The 13,758-nt window shown below is 67.3% G+C and carries 12 protein-coding genes; 3 read left to right on the top strand and 9 right to left on the bottom strand.

Annotated elements, in window-relative coordinates:
* Positions 1-23: 23 nt before the first annotated feature.
* The gene (locus SF06_RS02735) at positions 24-1,703 is read right to left on the bottom strand and encodes a fatty acid--CoA ligase (RefSeq protein ID WP_039559868.1); all 1,680 of its coding nucleotides are present in this window, start codon (positions 1,701-1,703) and stop codon (positions 24-26) included.
* A gap of 234 nt (positions 1,704-1,937) precedes the next feature.
* Between SF06_RS02735 and SF06_RS02730 the strand changes: the two genes are divergently transcribed.
* On the top strand, positions 1,938-3,113 hold the full coding sequence (locus SF06_RS02730) for a thiolase family protein (RefSeq protein WP_039559867.1): 1,176 nt from the start codon (positions 1,938-1,940) through the stop codon (positions 3,111-3,113).
* A 146-nt stretch (positions 3,114-3,259) separates the two neighbouring features.
* Here the strand turns inward: SF06_RS02730 and SF06_RS02725 are convergent, their stop codons facing one another.
* From SF06_RS02725 to SF06_RS02715, 3 genes are all read right to left on the bottom strand, one after another.
* Positions 3,260-4,630, bottom strand: a complete 1,371-nt coding sequence (locus SF06_RS02725) for a spinster family MFS transporter (RefSeq protein WP_039559864.1) — start codon at positions 4,628-4,630, stop codon at positions 3,260-3,262.
* A 196-nt stretch (positions 4,631-4,826) separates the two neighbouring features.
* Positions 4,827-5,606, bottom strand: coding sequence for a hydroxypyruvate isomerase family protein (locus SF06_RS02720; protein WP_027590832.1), 780 nt, complete (start codon positions 5,604-5,606; stop codon positions 4,827-4,829).
* Positions 5,603-6,487 carry an NAD(P)-dependent oxidoreductase gene (locus SF06_RS02715; RefSeq protein WP_027590833.1) on the bottom strand — a complete coding sequence of 295 codons (885 nt, stop codon included), beginning with the start codon at positions 6,485-6,487 and terminating at the stop codon, positions 5,603-5,605. The genes SF06_RS02720 and SF06_RS02715 overlap by 4 nt, the downstream gene beginning before the upstream one ends.
* Before the next feature lie 202 nt (positions 6,488-6,689).
* Between SF06_RS02715 and SF06_RS02710 the strand changes: the two genes are divergently transcribed.
* Both SF06_RS02710 and SF06_RS02705 read left to right on the top strand, forming a co-directional pair.
* Complete coding sequence (locus tag SF06_RS02710; RefSeq protein WP_027590834.1) at positions 6,690-7,187, top strand: outer membrane beta-barrel protein; 498 nt, start codon at positions 6,690-6,692, stop codon at positions 7,185-7,187.
* Positions 7,188-7,281: 94 nt separating this feature from the next.
* Positions 7,282-8,871 (top strand): methyl-accepting chemotaxis protein, encoded by a 1,590-nt coding sequence (locus SF06_RS02705; protein WP_039559863.1) that lies wholly within the window; start codon positions 7,282-7,284, stop codon positions 8,869-8,871.
* Here the strand turns inward: SF06_RS02705 and SF06_RS02700 are convergent.
* From SF06_RS02700 to SF06_RS02680, 5 genes are all read right to left on the bottom strand, one after another.
* Positions 8,856-9,557 (bottom strand): ABC transporter ATP-binding protein, encoded by a 702-nt coding sequence (locus SF06_RS02700; protein WP_039559862.1) that lies wholly within the window; start codon positions 9,555-9,557, stop codon positions 8,856-8,858. The two genes, SF06_RS02705 and SF06_RS02700, sit on opposite strands and share 16 nt — an antisense overlap.
* Positions 9,557-10,324, bottom strand: a complete 768-nt coding sequence (gene livG / locus SF06_RS02695; protein ID WP_039559860.1) for a high-affinity branched-chain amino acid ABC transporter ATP-binding protein LivG — start codon at positions 10,322-10,324, stop codon at positions 9,557-9,559. The genes SF06_RS02700 and livG overlap by 1 nt, the downstream gene beginning before the upstream one ends.
* Positions 10,321-11,574 (bottom strand): high-affinity branched-chain amino acid ABC transporter permease LivM, encoded by a 1,254-nt coding sequence (locus SF06_RS02690; RefSeq protein ID WP_039559859.1) that lies wholly within the window; start codon positions 11,572-11,574, stop codon positions 10,321-10,323. The genes livG and SF06_RS02690 overlap by 4 nt, the downstream gene beginning before the upstream one ends.
* Positions 11,571-12,494, bottom strand: coding sequence for a high-affinity branched-chain amino acid ABC transporter permease LivH (livH, locus tag SF06_RS02685; RefSeq protein WP_039559856.1), 924 nt, complete (start codon positions 12,492-12,494; stop codon positions 11,571-11,573). Before livH ends, SF06_RS02690 begins: the two co-directional genes overlap by 4 nt.
* A 108-nt stretch (positions 12,495-12,602) precedes the next feature.
* Complete coding sequence (locus SF06_RS02680) at positions 12,603-13,727, bottom strand: branched-chain amino acid ABC transporter substrate-binding protein (RefSeq protein ID WP_039559855.1); 1,125 nt, start codon at positions 13,725-13,727, stop codon at positions 12,603-12,605.
* Between the last annotated feature and the right edge of the window lie 31 nt (positions 13,728-13,758).

Raw genomic sequence — 13,758 nt, 5'->3', positions numbered from 1 at the left:
TCATCACCCTCGCCAGCCGGCCCCTACAGCGTGGACAGAAATGTGCTCCCGGCCGCCTGCCAGGTAGCGACATCCTGGCGGATGCGCTTCTTGTCCAGCTTCCCCACACTGGTCTTGGGAATTTCGGTAACAGTGGCGATCTGACTGGGAATCGCCCATTTGTTGATGTGCCCCTGTTCCACGAAAGGCTTGAGGTGATCCTTCAGCGCACGCGCATCCAGAGCGGCGTCGGGACGCAGCACCAGCAACGCAAAGGGGCGCTCTCCCCACTGCGGATCGGGGACACCCACCACCGCCACCTCGCGCACCGCCGGGTGGCGACTGATCAGATCTTCCAGGTCCAGCGAGGAGATCCATTCGCCGCCCGTCTTGATCACGTCCTTGAGGCGATCGCGGATGTCGATGAAGCCCATGTCGTCCAGCGTGGCGACATCACCGGTGTGCATCCAGCCGCCGGCCCACAGCGCCTCGCTCTTCTCCGGCTCGCGGAAATAGCCCTGGGTCAGCCAAGGGGCGCGCAGCACCAGCTCGCCCTGGGTCTCGCCATCCGCCGGGGCGAAGGTGCCGTCCTCGTTCATGATCGCCGCCTCCACCAGCGGCACCGGCACGCCGGCCTTGATGCGGTAGCGGCTGCGCTCGTCCTCGCTGCCGGCGCGCAGCTCCTCGTTCAGGTAGGCGCCACTGATCAGCGGACAGGTTTCCGACATGCCGTAGGCAGCGGTGAGCTGGATGCCGCAGGCCTTGGCGGCGTCATAGAGTCCGCGATTGAGCGCACTGCCGCCGATGATCAGCTTCCAGCCGCCGAAATCCACTCCCTGGGCGGCCTTGGCACCGAGCAGCATCTGCAGGATGGTCGGCACGCAGTGGGAGAAGCTGACCTTCTCACGCCTCCACAGCTCGACCAGGAATTCCGGGTCGTAACGGCCCGGGTAGACCTGCTTGACGCCCAGCATGGTGGCCACGTACGGCACGCCCCAGGCATGCACGTGGAACATCGGCGTGATCGGCATGTAGACGTCGTCGCTGCCCATCAGCCGCACGCTGTCCATCGAACCGAGGGTGGAAGCCATGGCCAGGGTGTGCAGCACCAGTTGACGGTGGGTGAAGTACACCCCCTTGGGATTGCCGGTGGTGCCGGTGGTGTAGAAGGTGGTGGCCACCGAGTTCTCGTCGAAGTCGGGGAAGTCGTACCGCGTGCCGGCCTCTGCCATCAGGCTTTCGTATTCCCCCACAAGCCCTGGCAACTCGGCCGAAGCCTCCGGATGATCGCTGAGCAGCAGGGTCTTCTCGACCGTGGTCAGGTGCGGCGCAATGGCCTGGTAGAGCGGCAGGAACTCGGCATTCACCAGTACCAGCCGGTCCTCGGCGTGGTTCATGGTGTAGAGGATCTGTTCGGGGGAAAGGCGAACGTTGATGGTGTGCAGCACCGCGCCGATCATCGGCACGGCGAACATGCACTCCAGGTAGCGGTGGCTGTCCCAGTCCATGACCGCCACGGTATCGCCGGGGCGCACGCCCGCCGTTGTCAGCACGTTGGCCAGGCGGGCGACGCGCTCGTTGAAGGTGGCATAGCTGTAGCGCACCTGATCCCGGTAGACGATTTCGCGGGTACGTTCGTAGCGGCTGCCGGAGAGCAGCAGGCGCTTGATCAGCAACGGGCAAGGGTGAGCATTGTCGGCGGGCGGGATGATGCGGGTCTGCATGAAAGGTCACCTTCGGTTGTTGTTTTTGTTGGGTGGGGAAACTCTAGGAGGCCCGAGAGAAACCCTCATCAGCCCAAAGACTGATTTTCCGCGTGACCCTTATGGAGATTCCGGTCACGCTGTAGAATCCGACGCATCGGCTGGTTCCGATAGTCCGAGAAAGCCCGTCCGGGCACGCGTGCGGGGTTACCCGCGGAAACGCCTGCCCGACCCCAGACAGCAGAGGTGTTTTCGATGTCCGAGATCGTCATCGTCAGTGGTGTGCGTACCCCCATGGGCGGCTTCCAGGGCAGCCTGGCGGCGCTAGGCGCCGTCGAGCTGGGCGCCGCGGCCATTCGCGAGGCCGTGCGCCGCGCCGGCGTGCAACCCGAGGATGTGCAGGAAGTGATCATGGGCTGCGTGCTCCCCGCCGGCCTCAAGCAGGGTCCGGCGCGCCAGGCGGCGCTGAATGCCGGCCTGCCGGCCGCCACCGGCTGCACCACCATCAACAAGCTGTGCGGCTCGGGCATGAAGGCGGTGATGCTCGCCCACGACCTGCTCAAGGCCGGCACCAACCAGGTGATGGTGGCCGGCGGCATGGAGAGCATGTCCAACGCGCCCTACATCCTGGAAAAGGCCCGCAGCGGCCTGCGCATGGGCCACGCGGAACTCAAGGACCACATGTTCCTCGATGGCCTCGAGGATGCGCGCACCGGTCGGCTGATGGGCTCCTTCGCCCAGGAAACCGCCGATCGCCACGGCATCACCCGCGAGGAGATGGACGCCTACGCCATCGAATCCCTCCGCCGCGCCCAGGCCGCCATCCAGAGCGGCGCGCTGGACGCCGAGATCATTCCGGTCACCGTCACCACCCGCAAGGGCGAGGTGCTGGTCAAGGACGACGAGCAGCCGCTGACCGCCAACCCGGAGAAGATTCCGGGTCTCAAGCCGGCGTTTCGCAAGGACGGCACCATCACCGCCGCCAACGCCAGCTCGATCTCCGACGGCGCCAGCGCGCTGGTGCTGATGACCGCCGAGGAAGCCGCCAAGCGCGGACTCAAGCCGCTGGCGAAAATCGTCGGCCACGCCACGCAGAGCCAGGACCCCAGCGAGTTCACCCTGGCGCCGGTCGGCGCGCTGTCCAGCCTGTTCCGCAAGACCGGCTGGAGCGTCGAGGATGTCGACCTGTTCGAGATCAACGAGGCGTTCGCCATGGTCACCATGCTGGCCATGCGCGAGCATGGCCTGGACCACGCCAAGGTGAACATCTACGGCGGCGCCTGCGCCCAGGGCCACCCGGTCGGCTCCACCGGCTCGCGGATCATCGTCACGCTGATCAACGCGCTGCGCCAGACCGGCGGCAAGCGGGGCGTGGCGTCGCTGTGCATCGGTGGTGGTGAGGCCACGGCGGTGGCGGTGGAGCTGCTGTAAGCGCCAGGCGGGTTTGCTCGCCACCAGACCAAATCCTGTAGGAGCGGCTTCAGCCGCGAGCTTTTGTGTGATCTGCACTAAAAGCATCGCGGCTGACCTACCAAGCCGCGTAGGCCAGCCTATTTTTTTTGCCCACCGCAACCACCCTACGGCCGGCTCGATCCTTCGGCGGGGATAAACCCATCCTCTTCGCCGTTCGACTCACTCAGCCCGTCCTGCATGCGCCGCGCATCCGCCACGAAGCAGCGCGACGCCTGGAGCAGAAACAGCGTGGTGAGCAGCAGCGCCACCGGAATCACATACAGCGCGTCGTGCAGCCCGGCGGCCTTGAACACCTCCTGCATGTCGGCGGTGCCCGCCGCCAGCCGGGCCGTTTCGGCGAAGTGATCGGACAACAGCCCCACCACCACCGGCCCCAGACCGCCGCCCAGCAGATACAACCCGGCGAAGAACAGCGCCATGGCGGTGGCGCGCAGCCGTGGCTCGACCACGTCCTGAATGGCCGGATAGGCCGTGGTGTAGAAGCAGTAGGAACACAGCCAGCCGACACTGAACAGCCCGACGAACCATGCCGCCTCGATGCGCCCGGCCAGCAGCGGCACGCCGGTGAACAGCGTGGCCAGCAACAGACTCAGCGCGCCGAACAGCAGCCGGCCGCTCGGCCATTGCTGGTGGGTGCGGTCGGCCAGCCAGCCGCCGGCGGTGAGGCCGATCAGGCCGGATACCCCTACGATCAGCCCGGTGGACAGTGCCGCCTGGTTCAGCGTCAGGGCGAAGTAGCGCATCAGCAGCGGCACCATGAACAGGTTGCAGGCGTACACCGCGAAGTTGAACGCCAGCCCGGCCAGGATCAGCCAGCCGAAGGTGGGGATGGCCAGCAATCGGCGCAGCGGCCGGTCCACCGGCTGCGCCGCCATCACCCGCCCCTCCGCCGCGCCGCGCGCCGGCTCGCGGATGAAGAAGAGGAACAGCGCCAGCAGCAGGCCCGGCACGGCGGCCAGGAAGAACGGCGCCCGCCAGCTGCCGAAGGCTTCCACCATGGCACCGACGGTGAAGAACGCCAGGGTCAGCCCCAGCGGCAGACCGAGCATGAACAGACCCATGGCCCGTGCCCGGCGATCGGCGGGAAACAGGTCGCCGATCAGCGAGTTGGCCGCCGGCGCGTAGCTGGCCTCGCCGATGCCCACGCCCATGCGCATCAACAGGAAGCTCCAGAAATTCCAGGCCAGGCCATTGAGGGCGGTCAGGCCGCTCCACAGGGTCAGTCCCCAGCCCATGATGCGTGTCCGCGAGGCGGAATCAGCGAGCCGTCCAAGGGGAATGCCGGCCAGTGCATAGATCAGCGTGAAGGCAGTACCGAAGAGGCCGATCTGCAGGTCGCTGAGGTTCCACTCGCGGCGCACCGGCTCGGTGACGATGGCCGGGATGGTGCGGTCGAAGAAGTTGAACAGATTGGCGAGGAACAGCAGGAACAGCACACGCCAGGCGTTGGGAGCTTGGACGGCGGTGGGCGGCATGGTCGGCGGACTCCGGCAGAGGCTTCGACCGTTGACTGTAGAAGCGAAGGCGCACAAATGCCGGTCGTAGGGCGGACAACGTCGTGCCTGGCCGCCGAAGCGGTGGGCACGGCGGCTGGAAAAGCACTGACCGCCATGCGGCGGTGCTTTTCGTGGGAGCGGACGTGTCCGCGCGCTTTTGTGTTCGGGCAGGCGGTCAGGGCCGCCAGCGGGAAAGCCACCCCAGCCCGGCTTCGGTGCCCGCCGCGTCCGGACGGTACTCGGCGGCCAGCCAGTCGTCATAACCCGCCTCGCGCAGGGCCTGCAGCGCGGCGGTGAAGTCCAGCGCCCCGCTGCCCGGCGCGCCGCGCCCCGGACAGTCGGCGAACTGCACATGACCGATGCGCCCGGCCAGCGCCCGGATGGCCGTCGGCAGGTCCAGACCCTGGCGGGCCATGTGGTAGAGGTCGAGCTGGGCGAACAGATTGGGGTGCGCGACGGCGTCCAGCAGGCCGAGCAGATCCTCGGGGGTATTGACCAGAAAGCCCGGCATGTCCAGCGGGTTGATGGCTTCGCAGTACACCCGGATGCCCAGCAGCTGGAACGCGTCGGCGGTGGTGCGCAGGTTGGCGGCCAGGGTGGCCAGGGCGTCTTCGCGGGCGACGCCGGCCGGCAGGCGCCCGGCCAGCACGTTGACCGCCTGCGGGCGGGTCATGGCCGCATAACTCAGCGCCTCCTGCAGCGCCCGGTCGAAGTCGGCCTGGCGCGCCGGCACGCAGGCCAGCCCGTCGCCGCCCTGCATCAGGTCGCCGGCCGGCAGGTTGATCAGCACCAGCGGCAGCGCCAGGCGCTCCAGCTCCTCCTTCAGGCGTACGGCTGGCAGCTCGTAGGGAAACTGGATCTCCACGCCCTCGAAACCCGCGGCGCAGGCGGCACGCGGCCGCTCGATCAGCGGGCGCTCGGTGAACAGCAGCGACAGATTGGCGGCGATTCTCACGGCCGGGCCTCCCGGTATTGCAGCACCAGCGTGGCCGGGTCGTGCTCCGCGTGGCCCTGGCCGGCATGGAGGCGCATCAGCTGGGCGGCCAGGCCGCTCATCGGCGTGGCGCTGCCCTGCTCGCGGGACAGGCGCACAGCGGTGTCCAGGTCCTTGAGCAGCGTGCGCACGTGCCACTTGATTGGCTCGAAACAGCTTTCGGCCATCTGCGGGGCAAGAATCTGCAGCGGTTTGGAATCGGCAAAGCCGCCGGCCAGCGCCGGTGCGATCAGCGCGGCATCCACCCCGGCCTTTTCCGCCAGCGCAACCACTTCGGCGATCACCAGCGCATTGCAGGCGACGATCATCTGGTTGCACACCTTGGTCACCTGCCCGGCGCCGACCTCGCCCATGCGCGTCAGCCGCTGGCCCAGATGCGCCAGCACCGGGCGAACGAGCTCGATATCGGCCTCCTGACCGCCGGCCATGATCGCCAGGGTGCCGGCCGCCGCGCCCGGCGTGCCGCCGGAAACCGGCGCATCCACCCAGCGCATGCCGGTGCGCGCCTCCAGTTCAGCGGCCATCTCGCGGGTGGCAGCCGGTTCCGCGCTGGAGAAATCCACCAGCAACTGGCCGGGCCGCGCACGCTCGACGATGCCACCGGCGCCGAACACCACGTCGCGCACGGCGGCAGTGTCCGCCAGGCAGAGCATGACAATGTCCGCCTCGCACAGATCGGCGGGATGGGCTGCGATGCGCGCACCGTTCGCCACCAGCGGCGCGCACTTGTCGGCGGAACGGTTCCAGACCGTGAGCGGAAAACCGGCCGCCAGCAGGCGGCGGCACATCGGCAGGCCCATCAGGCCGATGCCGGCGAAGGCGAGGGAAGGCAGGGCAGACATTCCGGACTCCAGTGAAGGGATTGCGCCAAGGGTATCCCATTATCCGTTCTGCTCGACCCAGGTCGCTGACGATGGCATTGACTCCGCGGGGGTTGTCCATAAGATTCCGGCCCAGCCTGATGTGGCGCCGGGCCATGCCTGGCCTGCATCAGCGCAGGCTGCCCGCAGCCCTCCCCCCGCATCCCACTCCGCAAGGAAAGATATGAAACTGCAATGCACGCTGGCCGCCCTGGTTTTCGGCCTGAGCACCCTCGCCCAGGCCGCCCCGATAGATGACATGCTCGCCTCCGCCCGGGACAACCTGTATGTCGGCGTCAACGGATCGCTGTTCGACGACCCGACCGTGCTGGGCCTCGGCGCCCACGCCGGCGCGGTCCTGCACCCGAACCTGGCTGCCGAAGCCCGCCTGGGCCTGGGGTTGGGCGAGGATGACAACCTGGAAATCGACAACTACTTTGCCCTGCTGGCCAAGGGCATCCTGCCGGTCGATAGCAACCTGGCGGTGTACGGCGTCGCCGGCCTGGCCCGCGTGGCCTATTCGGTGGATGGCTGGTGGGGCAATGCCAGCGGCACCGAATCCGGCATCGCGCTGGGCATCGGCGCGCAGTACCACCCCACCCGGGAGCTGACGCTGAATGCCGAGTTCCTGATGCTTCCCGAAGTCGAGGCACTCAGCCTGGGTATCAGCCACCGGCTGTAACAGCCGCGACCGGCCGGTCACGACCATTGGCGCATGGTGGAATCCGCCCGCTTCGTGGTTTAACGGGGGGCCCGGATAACAAGAATGAGCCGCCATGCGCCCCACCCTTCGCCCGCTCGCCCCGCTCTTTCTGCTGCATGGCGCTACCCTGCTCGGCGCCTGGCTGATTCTGCGCGGGCTTGCGCTGCCCGCCGGGCTCGACCTGGCGGCACTGCTATTACTCGGCTTGTGGCCCTGGCTCAGGCTGCGCCGCTTGCGCGCGGACGCGCCGGCCAGCACCCAGCAGGAAGCTCAGGCGTTCCGCAACCTCAGCCAGGAACTCTCCCGGCATACCACCCAGAACGCCCTGGCCGCCGCCCAGGTGGCCTTCAATGTGGAGCAACTGGCCCAGCGCCTGCATTCGCAGCGCGACGCGCTGGGCGAGATCGCCCTGGGCGCCGAGGCCATGGTCAGCACCGGGCAGCAGAGCGCCGCACAGGCGCAGCGAGCGCTGGATGCCGCCGAGGCGATGCGCCAGGGCAGTGTCAGTGGACAGGCGGAGCTGGAGCAGACCATCGCCCGCATGCGCCGGCTGAGCGCGCAAAGCCAGGCCAGCCGTGGACTGGTGGGCGAGCTGGCGACCCGTTCCGAGGAGATCCGCCGCATCGCCGACGTGATCGAGACCATCGCCAGCCAGACCAATCTGCTGGCCCTCAACGCGGCCATCGAGGCGGCGCGGGCCGGTGACGCCGGGCGCGGCTTCGCGGTGGTGGCCGACGAGGTGCGCAACCTGGCCTCGCACACCGCCAGGGCCACCGAGGAGGTTCGCGCGCGCATCGCCGAGATCCACCAGCAGAGCGAAGCGGTGGTCACCCACATCCAGCGCCAGGCCGGCGAGCTGGACGAGACCGGCGCGCTGATCGAAGTCACCGGCCGCCAGTTGGGCAACATTGCCGAGCTGGCCGGCGATGTGGCCAGCCAGGTCAGCCAGATCGCCGCCGGCACCGAGGACAGCCAGCAACGCCTGACCGCTCAGTTCACCGCGCTCGACCGACTGCGCACCGATGTGCTGGACAGCGAAGGCCAGACGCGGCAGCTGGAACAGGCCGCCGGGCAACTGGTGACGCAGGCTGAAACGGTCAGCGAGCAGCTGGCCAACGTGCAGCTGGATGCCTATCACCAGCGTTTCTACGACCTGGCCCGCGAGGGCGCCGCCGCACTGGCGGCGCGTTTCGAGGCGGATCTGGCCAGCGGGCGACTCAGCATGGATGACCTGTTCGACCGTGACTACCAGGCCGTAGCCGGCACCGACCCAGTCCGCTATCACACCCGTTTCGATCGCTATGCCGACCAGGTGCTGCCGGCCATCCAGGAGCCGCTGCTGGCCCGCGACCCGGCGCTGGTGTACGCCATCGCCACCACGCCGGACGGCTATGTGCCCACCCACAACCAGGCCTTCAACCAGCCGCCGACCGGCGATCCCGAGGTGGACCAGCTGCGCAGCCGCAGCAAGCGCATCTTCAACGACCGCACCGGCCTCCGCTGCGGCAGCCATGAGCGCAACCTGCTGCTGCAGACCTACAGCCGCGACACCGGCGAGCTGATGCACGACCTGTCGGTCCCGGTCCACGTGCTTGGCCGCCACTGGGGCGGCGTGCGCCTGGGCTACCGGCCGCAGCAGGCCACCGCTCAGCCGCCCAGGTAGGCCTCGCGCACGCGCGGATCGCGCAGCAGCTCGTCGCCACTGCCCTGCATGACGATCCGGCCGTTTTCCAGCACGTAGCCGCGGTCGGCCAGCTTGAGCGCCTGGTTGGCGTTCTGCTCGACCAGGAAGACGGTCACCCCGTCACGGCGCAGTTGCTCGATGATCTCGAAGATCTGCTGGATGACGATCGGTGCCAGGCCAAGCGAGGGCTCGTCGAGCAACAGCAGCTTCGGCCGGCTCATCAGCGCGCGCGCAATAGCCAGCATCTGCTGCTCGCCGCCGGACATGGTGCCGCCGCGCTGGACGAAGCGCTCCCTGAGGCGCGGGAACAGCGCCAGCACCCGCTCCAGTTCCTGCTGGTACTGGTCCTTGCGGGTGAAGAAGGCGCCCATGGCCAGGTTCTCCTCCACCGTCAGGCGGGCGAAGATGCGCCGGCCCTCGGGCACCACGGCAATGCTCTTGCGCATGATGTCGCAGGTGTCCAGGCCGACCAGCTCCTCGCCCTCGTAGCGGATGCTGCCGCTGGCGGCGCGCGGCGAGCCGCACAGGGTCATCAGCAGGGTCGACTTGCCGGCGCCGTTGGCGCCGATCAGGGTGACAATCTCGCCGCGCTCGACGCTCAGGCTGACACCGTGCAGGGCCTGGATCTTGCCGTAGAAGGTGGAAACGTTGTCGAACTGCAGCATCAGGTTTCCCCCAGGTAGGCCTTGATCACATCCGGATTGGCGCGAATCTCCACCGGCGTGCCCTCGGCCAGCGGGGCGCCCTGGTTGATCACCAGGATGCGTTCGGAAATGCTCATCACCAGCTTCATGTCGTGCTCGATCAGCAGCACGGTCACCCCGTGCTCGTCGCGCAACTGGCCGATCAGCGTCTTGAGGTCCTCGGTCTCGCGGGGGTTTAGGCCGGCGGCCGGCTCGTCGAGCATCAGCAAGCGCGGCCGGGTCATCATGCAGCGGGCGATCTCCAGACGCCGCTGCTGCCCATAGGCCAGCGTGCCCGCCGGGCGGTTGGCCACCTCGGTGAGGCTCATGCGCTCCAGCCACTCGGCGGCGCGGCCCATGGCCGCTCGCTCGCTCTGTCGGTAACCGGGGGTCTTGAACAGGCCGGCGAAGAAGTTGGTGTTGATGTGCTGGTGCTGGGCAACCAGCAGGTTCTCCACCGCGGTCATCTCCTTGAACAGGCGCACGTTCTGGAAGGTGCGCACCACGCCCTTGCAGGCGATGCGATGCCCCGGCAGGCCCTGGATCGGCTCGCCATCGAGGAGGATCTCCCCCGAGGTGGGGCGGTAGAAGCCGTTCAGGCAGTTGAACACGGTGGTCTTGCCGGCGCCGTTGGGGCCGATCATTGACACGATCTGCCCTTCCCGCACGCTGAGGTTCACGCCATTGACGGCCAACAGGCCCCCGAAGCGCATGCACAGGCCCCGGACTTCCAGCAGCGGGCGGCTCATGACTTCAACTCCAGGTGCGGGCGCTGCATGGGCAACAGGCCCTGCGGACGCCAGATCATCATGACGATCATGGTCAGGCCGAAGATCAGCATGCGGTACTCGTTGAACTCGCGCATTTCCTGCAGCAGCACCATGACCACCGCGGCGAGGATGATGCCCAGCTGCGAACCCATGCCGCCGAGCACCACGATAGCGAGGATCATCGCCGACTCGATGAAGGTGAAAGATTCCGGCGTCACCAGCCCCTGGCGCGCGGCGAAGAAGCTGCCGGCGAAGCCGGCGAAGGTGGCGCCCAGGGTGAAGGCCGAGAGCTTGACGATGGTCGGGTTCAGGCCCAGCGAGCGGCAGGCGATCTCATCCTCGCGCAGCGCTTCCCAGGCCCGGCCGATGGGCATACGCATCAGCCGGTTGATGACGAACAGCGCCAGCAGCACCAGCAATAGGGCGATCAGGTAGAGAAAGATCACCTTGTAGGTGGAGTCGTAGGGAATGCCGAAGAAGCCGTGGAAGGTCTCCAGTCCCTCCGGTGCGCGGCGGTCGAAACTCAACCCGAACAGTGTCGGCTTGGGGATCTGGCTGATGCCGTTCGGCCCGCCAGTGATATCGGTGAGGTTGCGCAGCAGAATGCGGATGATCTCGCCGAAACCCAGGGTGACGATGGCCAGGTAGTCGCCGCGCAGGCGCAGCACCGGGAAGCCCAGCAGGCAGCCGAAGGTGGCGGCCATCAGGCCGGCGATGGGCAGCGCCAGCCAGAAGCCGAAGCCGGCGTACTCGGCAAGCAAGGCATAGGTGTAGGCGCCCACGGCGTAGAAACCGACGTAGCCGAGGTCGAGCAGGCCGGCCAGGCCGACCACGATGTTCAGGCCGATGCCGAGCATCACGTAGATGAGGATCAGCGTGGCGATGTCCACTGCCGCCCGCGAACCGAAGAACGGCCAGACCAGCGCCAGCATCACCAGGGCGAGAATGATCCAGCGCTGGGTGGACGGCAGGGTCAGCCAGTGCTTCACCTGGCCCGGCACCGACGGCGTCATGGCCGCCAGGCGACCCGCGCCCGGCAGACGGTCACGCAGCAGCTGCCAGGTGAACATCGCCACGGCGGCCAGGCCGATGGTCCACAGGGTGCGCGCATCGGCGCCTTCCACCTGCAGGCCGATGCCGATCACGCTCAGTTTCAGGCCGAGGATCGGGTAGGAGATCAGCAACAGCAGCAGGGTGCTGAACAGCGCGGTCTTGAGGTTGCGGCTCATACCTTTTCCACCTCCGGACGGCCGAGGATCCCGGTGGGACGGAACAGCAGCACCAGCACCAGCAGGCTGAAGGCCACCACGTCCTTGTACTGGTCACCGAACAGGTCGGCGCCGAACGCCTCGGCCACGCCGAGCAGCAGGCCGCCAAGCACCGCGCCGGGAATGCTGCCGATACCGCCAAGCACCGCGGCGGTGAACGCCTTGATGCCGGCCAGGAAGCCCAGGTGCGGATTGATCACCCCGTACTGCATGCCGAGCAGCACGCCGGCCACGGCGGCCAGTGCAGCGCCGATGACGAAGGTCAGCGCGATGATCTGGTTAGTGTTGATGCCCAGCAGGTTGGCCATCTTCAGGTCTTCGGCGCAGGCGCGGCAGGCACGTCCCAGGCGCGAGCGGGAGATGAACAGGCTCAGGCCCAGCATGGCCAGGAAGGTGACCACGAAGATCAGCACCTGCATGTAGGAAATGGTCACCCCGCTCATGGCGCTTTCCCCCAGCACGAAGTTGCCGGGCAGCAGGCTGGGGATGGCCTTGTCCTTGGAGTCCTGGGACAGCATCACCATGTTCTGCAGGAAGATCGACATGCCGATCGCGGAGATCAGCGGGATCAGCCGGTTGCCGCCGCGCAGCGGCCGGTAGGCGAACCGTTCGATGCTGTAGCCGTAGGCGCTGGTGACGATCATGCTGGCCGCGAAGGCGACGAACATGATCGGCAGCAGGCTGTCGACGCCGGCCATGGCCAGCAGGGTAATGGCGATGAAGGCGATGTACGAGCCGATCATGTACACCTCGCCGTGGGCGAAGTTGATCATGCCGATGATGCCGTACACCATCGTGTAGCCGATGGCGATCAGCGCGTAGGTGCTGCCGATGGTCAGGCCGTTCACCAGTTGCTGAAGGTAGTGATAGAGCTCGGGCATTGCGGATTACCTCGTGCCGTCCGGCCGCCACAAGGCGGCCGACGGGTCCGTAAGGCACATGCGAAAGGAGCCCGCCGCGCAGGCGGTGGGCTCCCGGTCATGACGGACTTACTTGGTGGCTTCGCTCTTGGTGCCGTCCTGGTGCCATTCGTAGACGACGAAGCTGAAATCCTTCAGGTCGCCCTTCTCGTCGAAGGCCAGGGTGCCGGTGGGCGTGTCGAAGGTGTTGGCGCGCAGGGCGGCGGCCACCTTCTCGGTGTCGGTGCCGCCGGCCTTCTCGATACCCTGGGCGATCACCTGCACGGCGGCATAGGCGGGGAATACGAACGGACCGCTCGGGTCTTCCTTCTTCGCCTTGAAGGCCTCGACCAGCGCCTTGTTCTTCGGGTCCTGGTCGAAGGAGCGCGGCAGGGTCACCAGCAGACCTTCGGAGGCCGGGCCGGCGATGGCGGAGATTTCCTTGTTGCCGACGCCCTCCGGACCCATGAAACGGGCGGCCAGGCCGCGCTCCTTGCTCTGACGCAGCAGCAGGCCGAGCTCGGGGTGGTAGCCGCCGTAGTAGACGAAGTCGACATTGGCGCGCTTGAGCTTGGCGATCAGGGCGGAGAAGTCCTTGTCGCCGGCGTTGATGCCTTCGAAGGCCTCCACGTTGATGCCCTTGTCCTTCAGGGTGTCACGCACGGCGGTGGCGATGCCTTCGCCGTATTGCTGCTTGTCGTGCACCACGGCCACGGCCTTGGGCTTCACCTTGTCGGCGATGAAGTTGCCGGCGGTCGGACCCTGCAGGTTGTCCAGGCCGATGGTGCGGAAGATCAGCTGGTAGCCGCGCGCGGTGACGTCCGGGCTGGTGGAGGCGGGGGTGATCATGAGGATGCCCTCGTCCTCGTAAATATCCGAGGCGGGCTGGGTGGAACTGGAACACAGGTGGCCGACCACGAAGGAGATGCCGTCATTGACGATCTTGTTGGCCACGGCCACGGCCTGCTTGGGATCGCAGGCGTCATCGTAGACCACGCCTTCGAGCTGGGCGCCGTTGACGCCACCGGCCTTGTTGATCTGCTCGATGGCCATGCGCGCGCCAACGAACTGCATTTCTCCGTACTGCGCGACGGCACCCGTCACCGGTCCGGCCAGCGCGATCCTGATGTTGTCGGCGGCCAGGGCCTGACTGGCGCAGCCGGCCAGGGCCATTGCGGTAATGAGCTTGCGCAGGTGCTGTGTCGACTTGGTCATAGTGTCCACTCTTCTGATTGTTGTCGTCCGG

Source organism: Pseudomonas flexibilis (genome assembly GCF_000802425.1).
GTDB lineage: Bacteria > Pseudomonadota > Gammaproteobacteria > Pseudomonadales > Pseudomonadaceae > Serpens > Serpens flexibilis.
Note: the sequence above shows the minus strand (reverse complement) of the source record. Positions and strands in the feature narration are given on the sequence as shown.

What these genes read in the sequence shown, in the direction of transcription:
- SF06_RS02735 (WP_039559868.1), bottom strand. Translation starts at nt 1,703, where the DNA reads ATGCAGACCCGCATCATCCCGCCCGCCGACAATGCTCACCCTTGCCCG.
- SF06_RS02730 (WP_039559867.1), top strand. Translation starts at nt 1,938, where the DNA reads ATGTCCGAGATCGTCATCGTCAGTGGTGTGCGTACCCCCATGGGCGGC.
- SF06_RS02725 (WP_039559864.1), bottom strand. Translation starts at nt 4,630, where the DNA reads ATGCCGCCCACCGCCGTCCAAGCTCCCAACGCCTGGCGTGTGCTGTTC.
- SF06_RS02715 (WP_027590833.1), bottom strand. Translation starts at nt 6,487, where the DNA reads ATGTCTGCCCTGCCTTCCCTCGCCTTCGCCGGCATCGGCCTGATGGGC.
- SF06_RS02710 (WP_027590834.1), top strand. Translation starts at nt 6,690, where the DNA reads ATGAAACTGCAATGCACGCTGGCCGCCCTGGTTTTCGGCCTGAGCACC.
- SF06_RS02705 (WP_039559863.1), top strand. Translation starts at nt 7,282, where the DNA reads ATGCGCCCCACCCTTCGCCCGCTCGCCCCGCTCTTTCTGCTGCATGGC.
- SF06_RS02700 (WP_039559862.1), bottom strand. Translation starts at nt 9,557, where the DNA reads ATGCTGCAGTTCGACAACGTTTCCACCTTCTACGGCAAGATCCAGGCC.
- livG (WP_039559860.1), bottom strand. Translation starts at nt 10,324, where the DNA reads ATGAGCCGCCCGCTGCTGGAAGTCCGGGGCCTGTGCATGCGCTTCGGG.
- SF06_RS02690 (WP_039559859.1), bottom strand. Translation starts at nt 11,574, where the DNA reads ATGAGCCGCAACCTCAAGACCGCGCTGTTCAGCACCCTGCTGCTGTTG.
- livH (WP_039559856.1), bottom strand. Translation starts at nt 12,494, where the DNA reads ATGCCCGAGCTCTATCACTACCTTCAGCAACTGGTGAACGGCCTGACC.
- SF06_RS02680 (WP_039559855.1), bottom strand. Translation starts at nt 13,727, where the DNA reads ATGACCAAGTCGACACAGCACCTGCGCAAGCTCATTACCGCAATGGCC.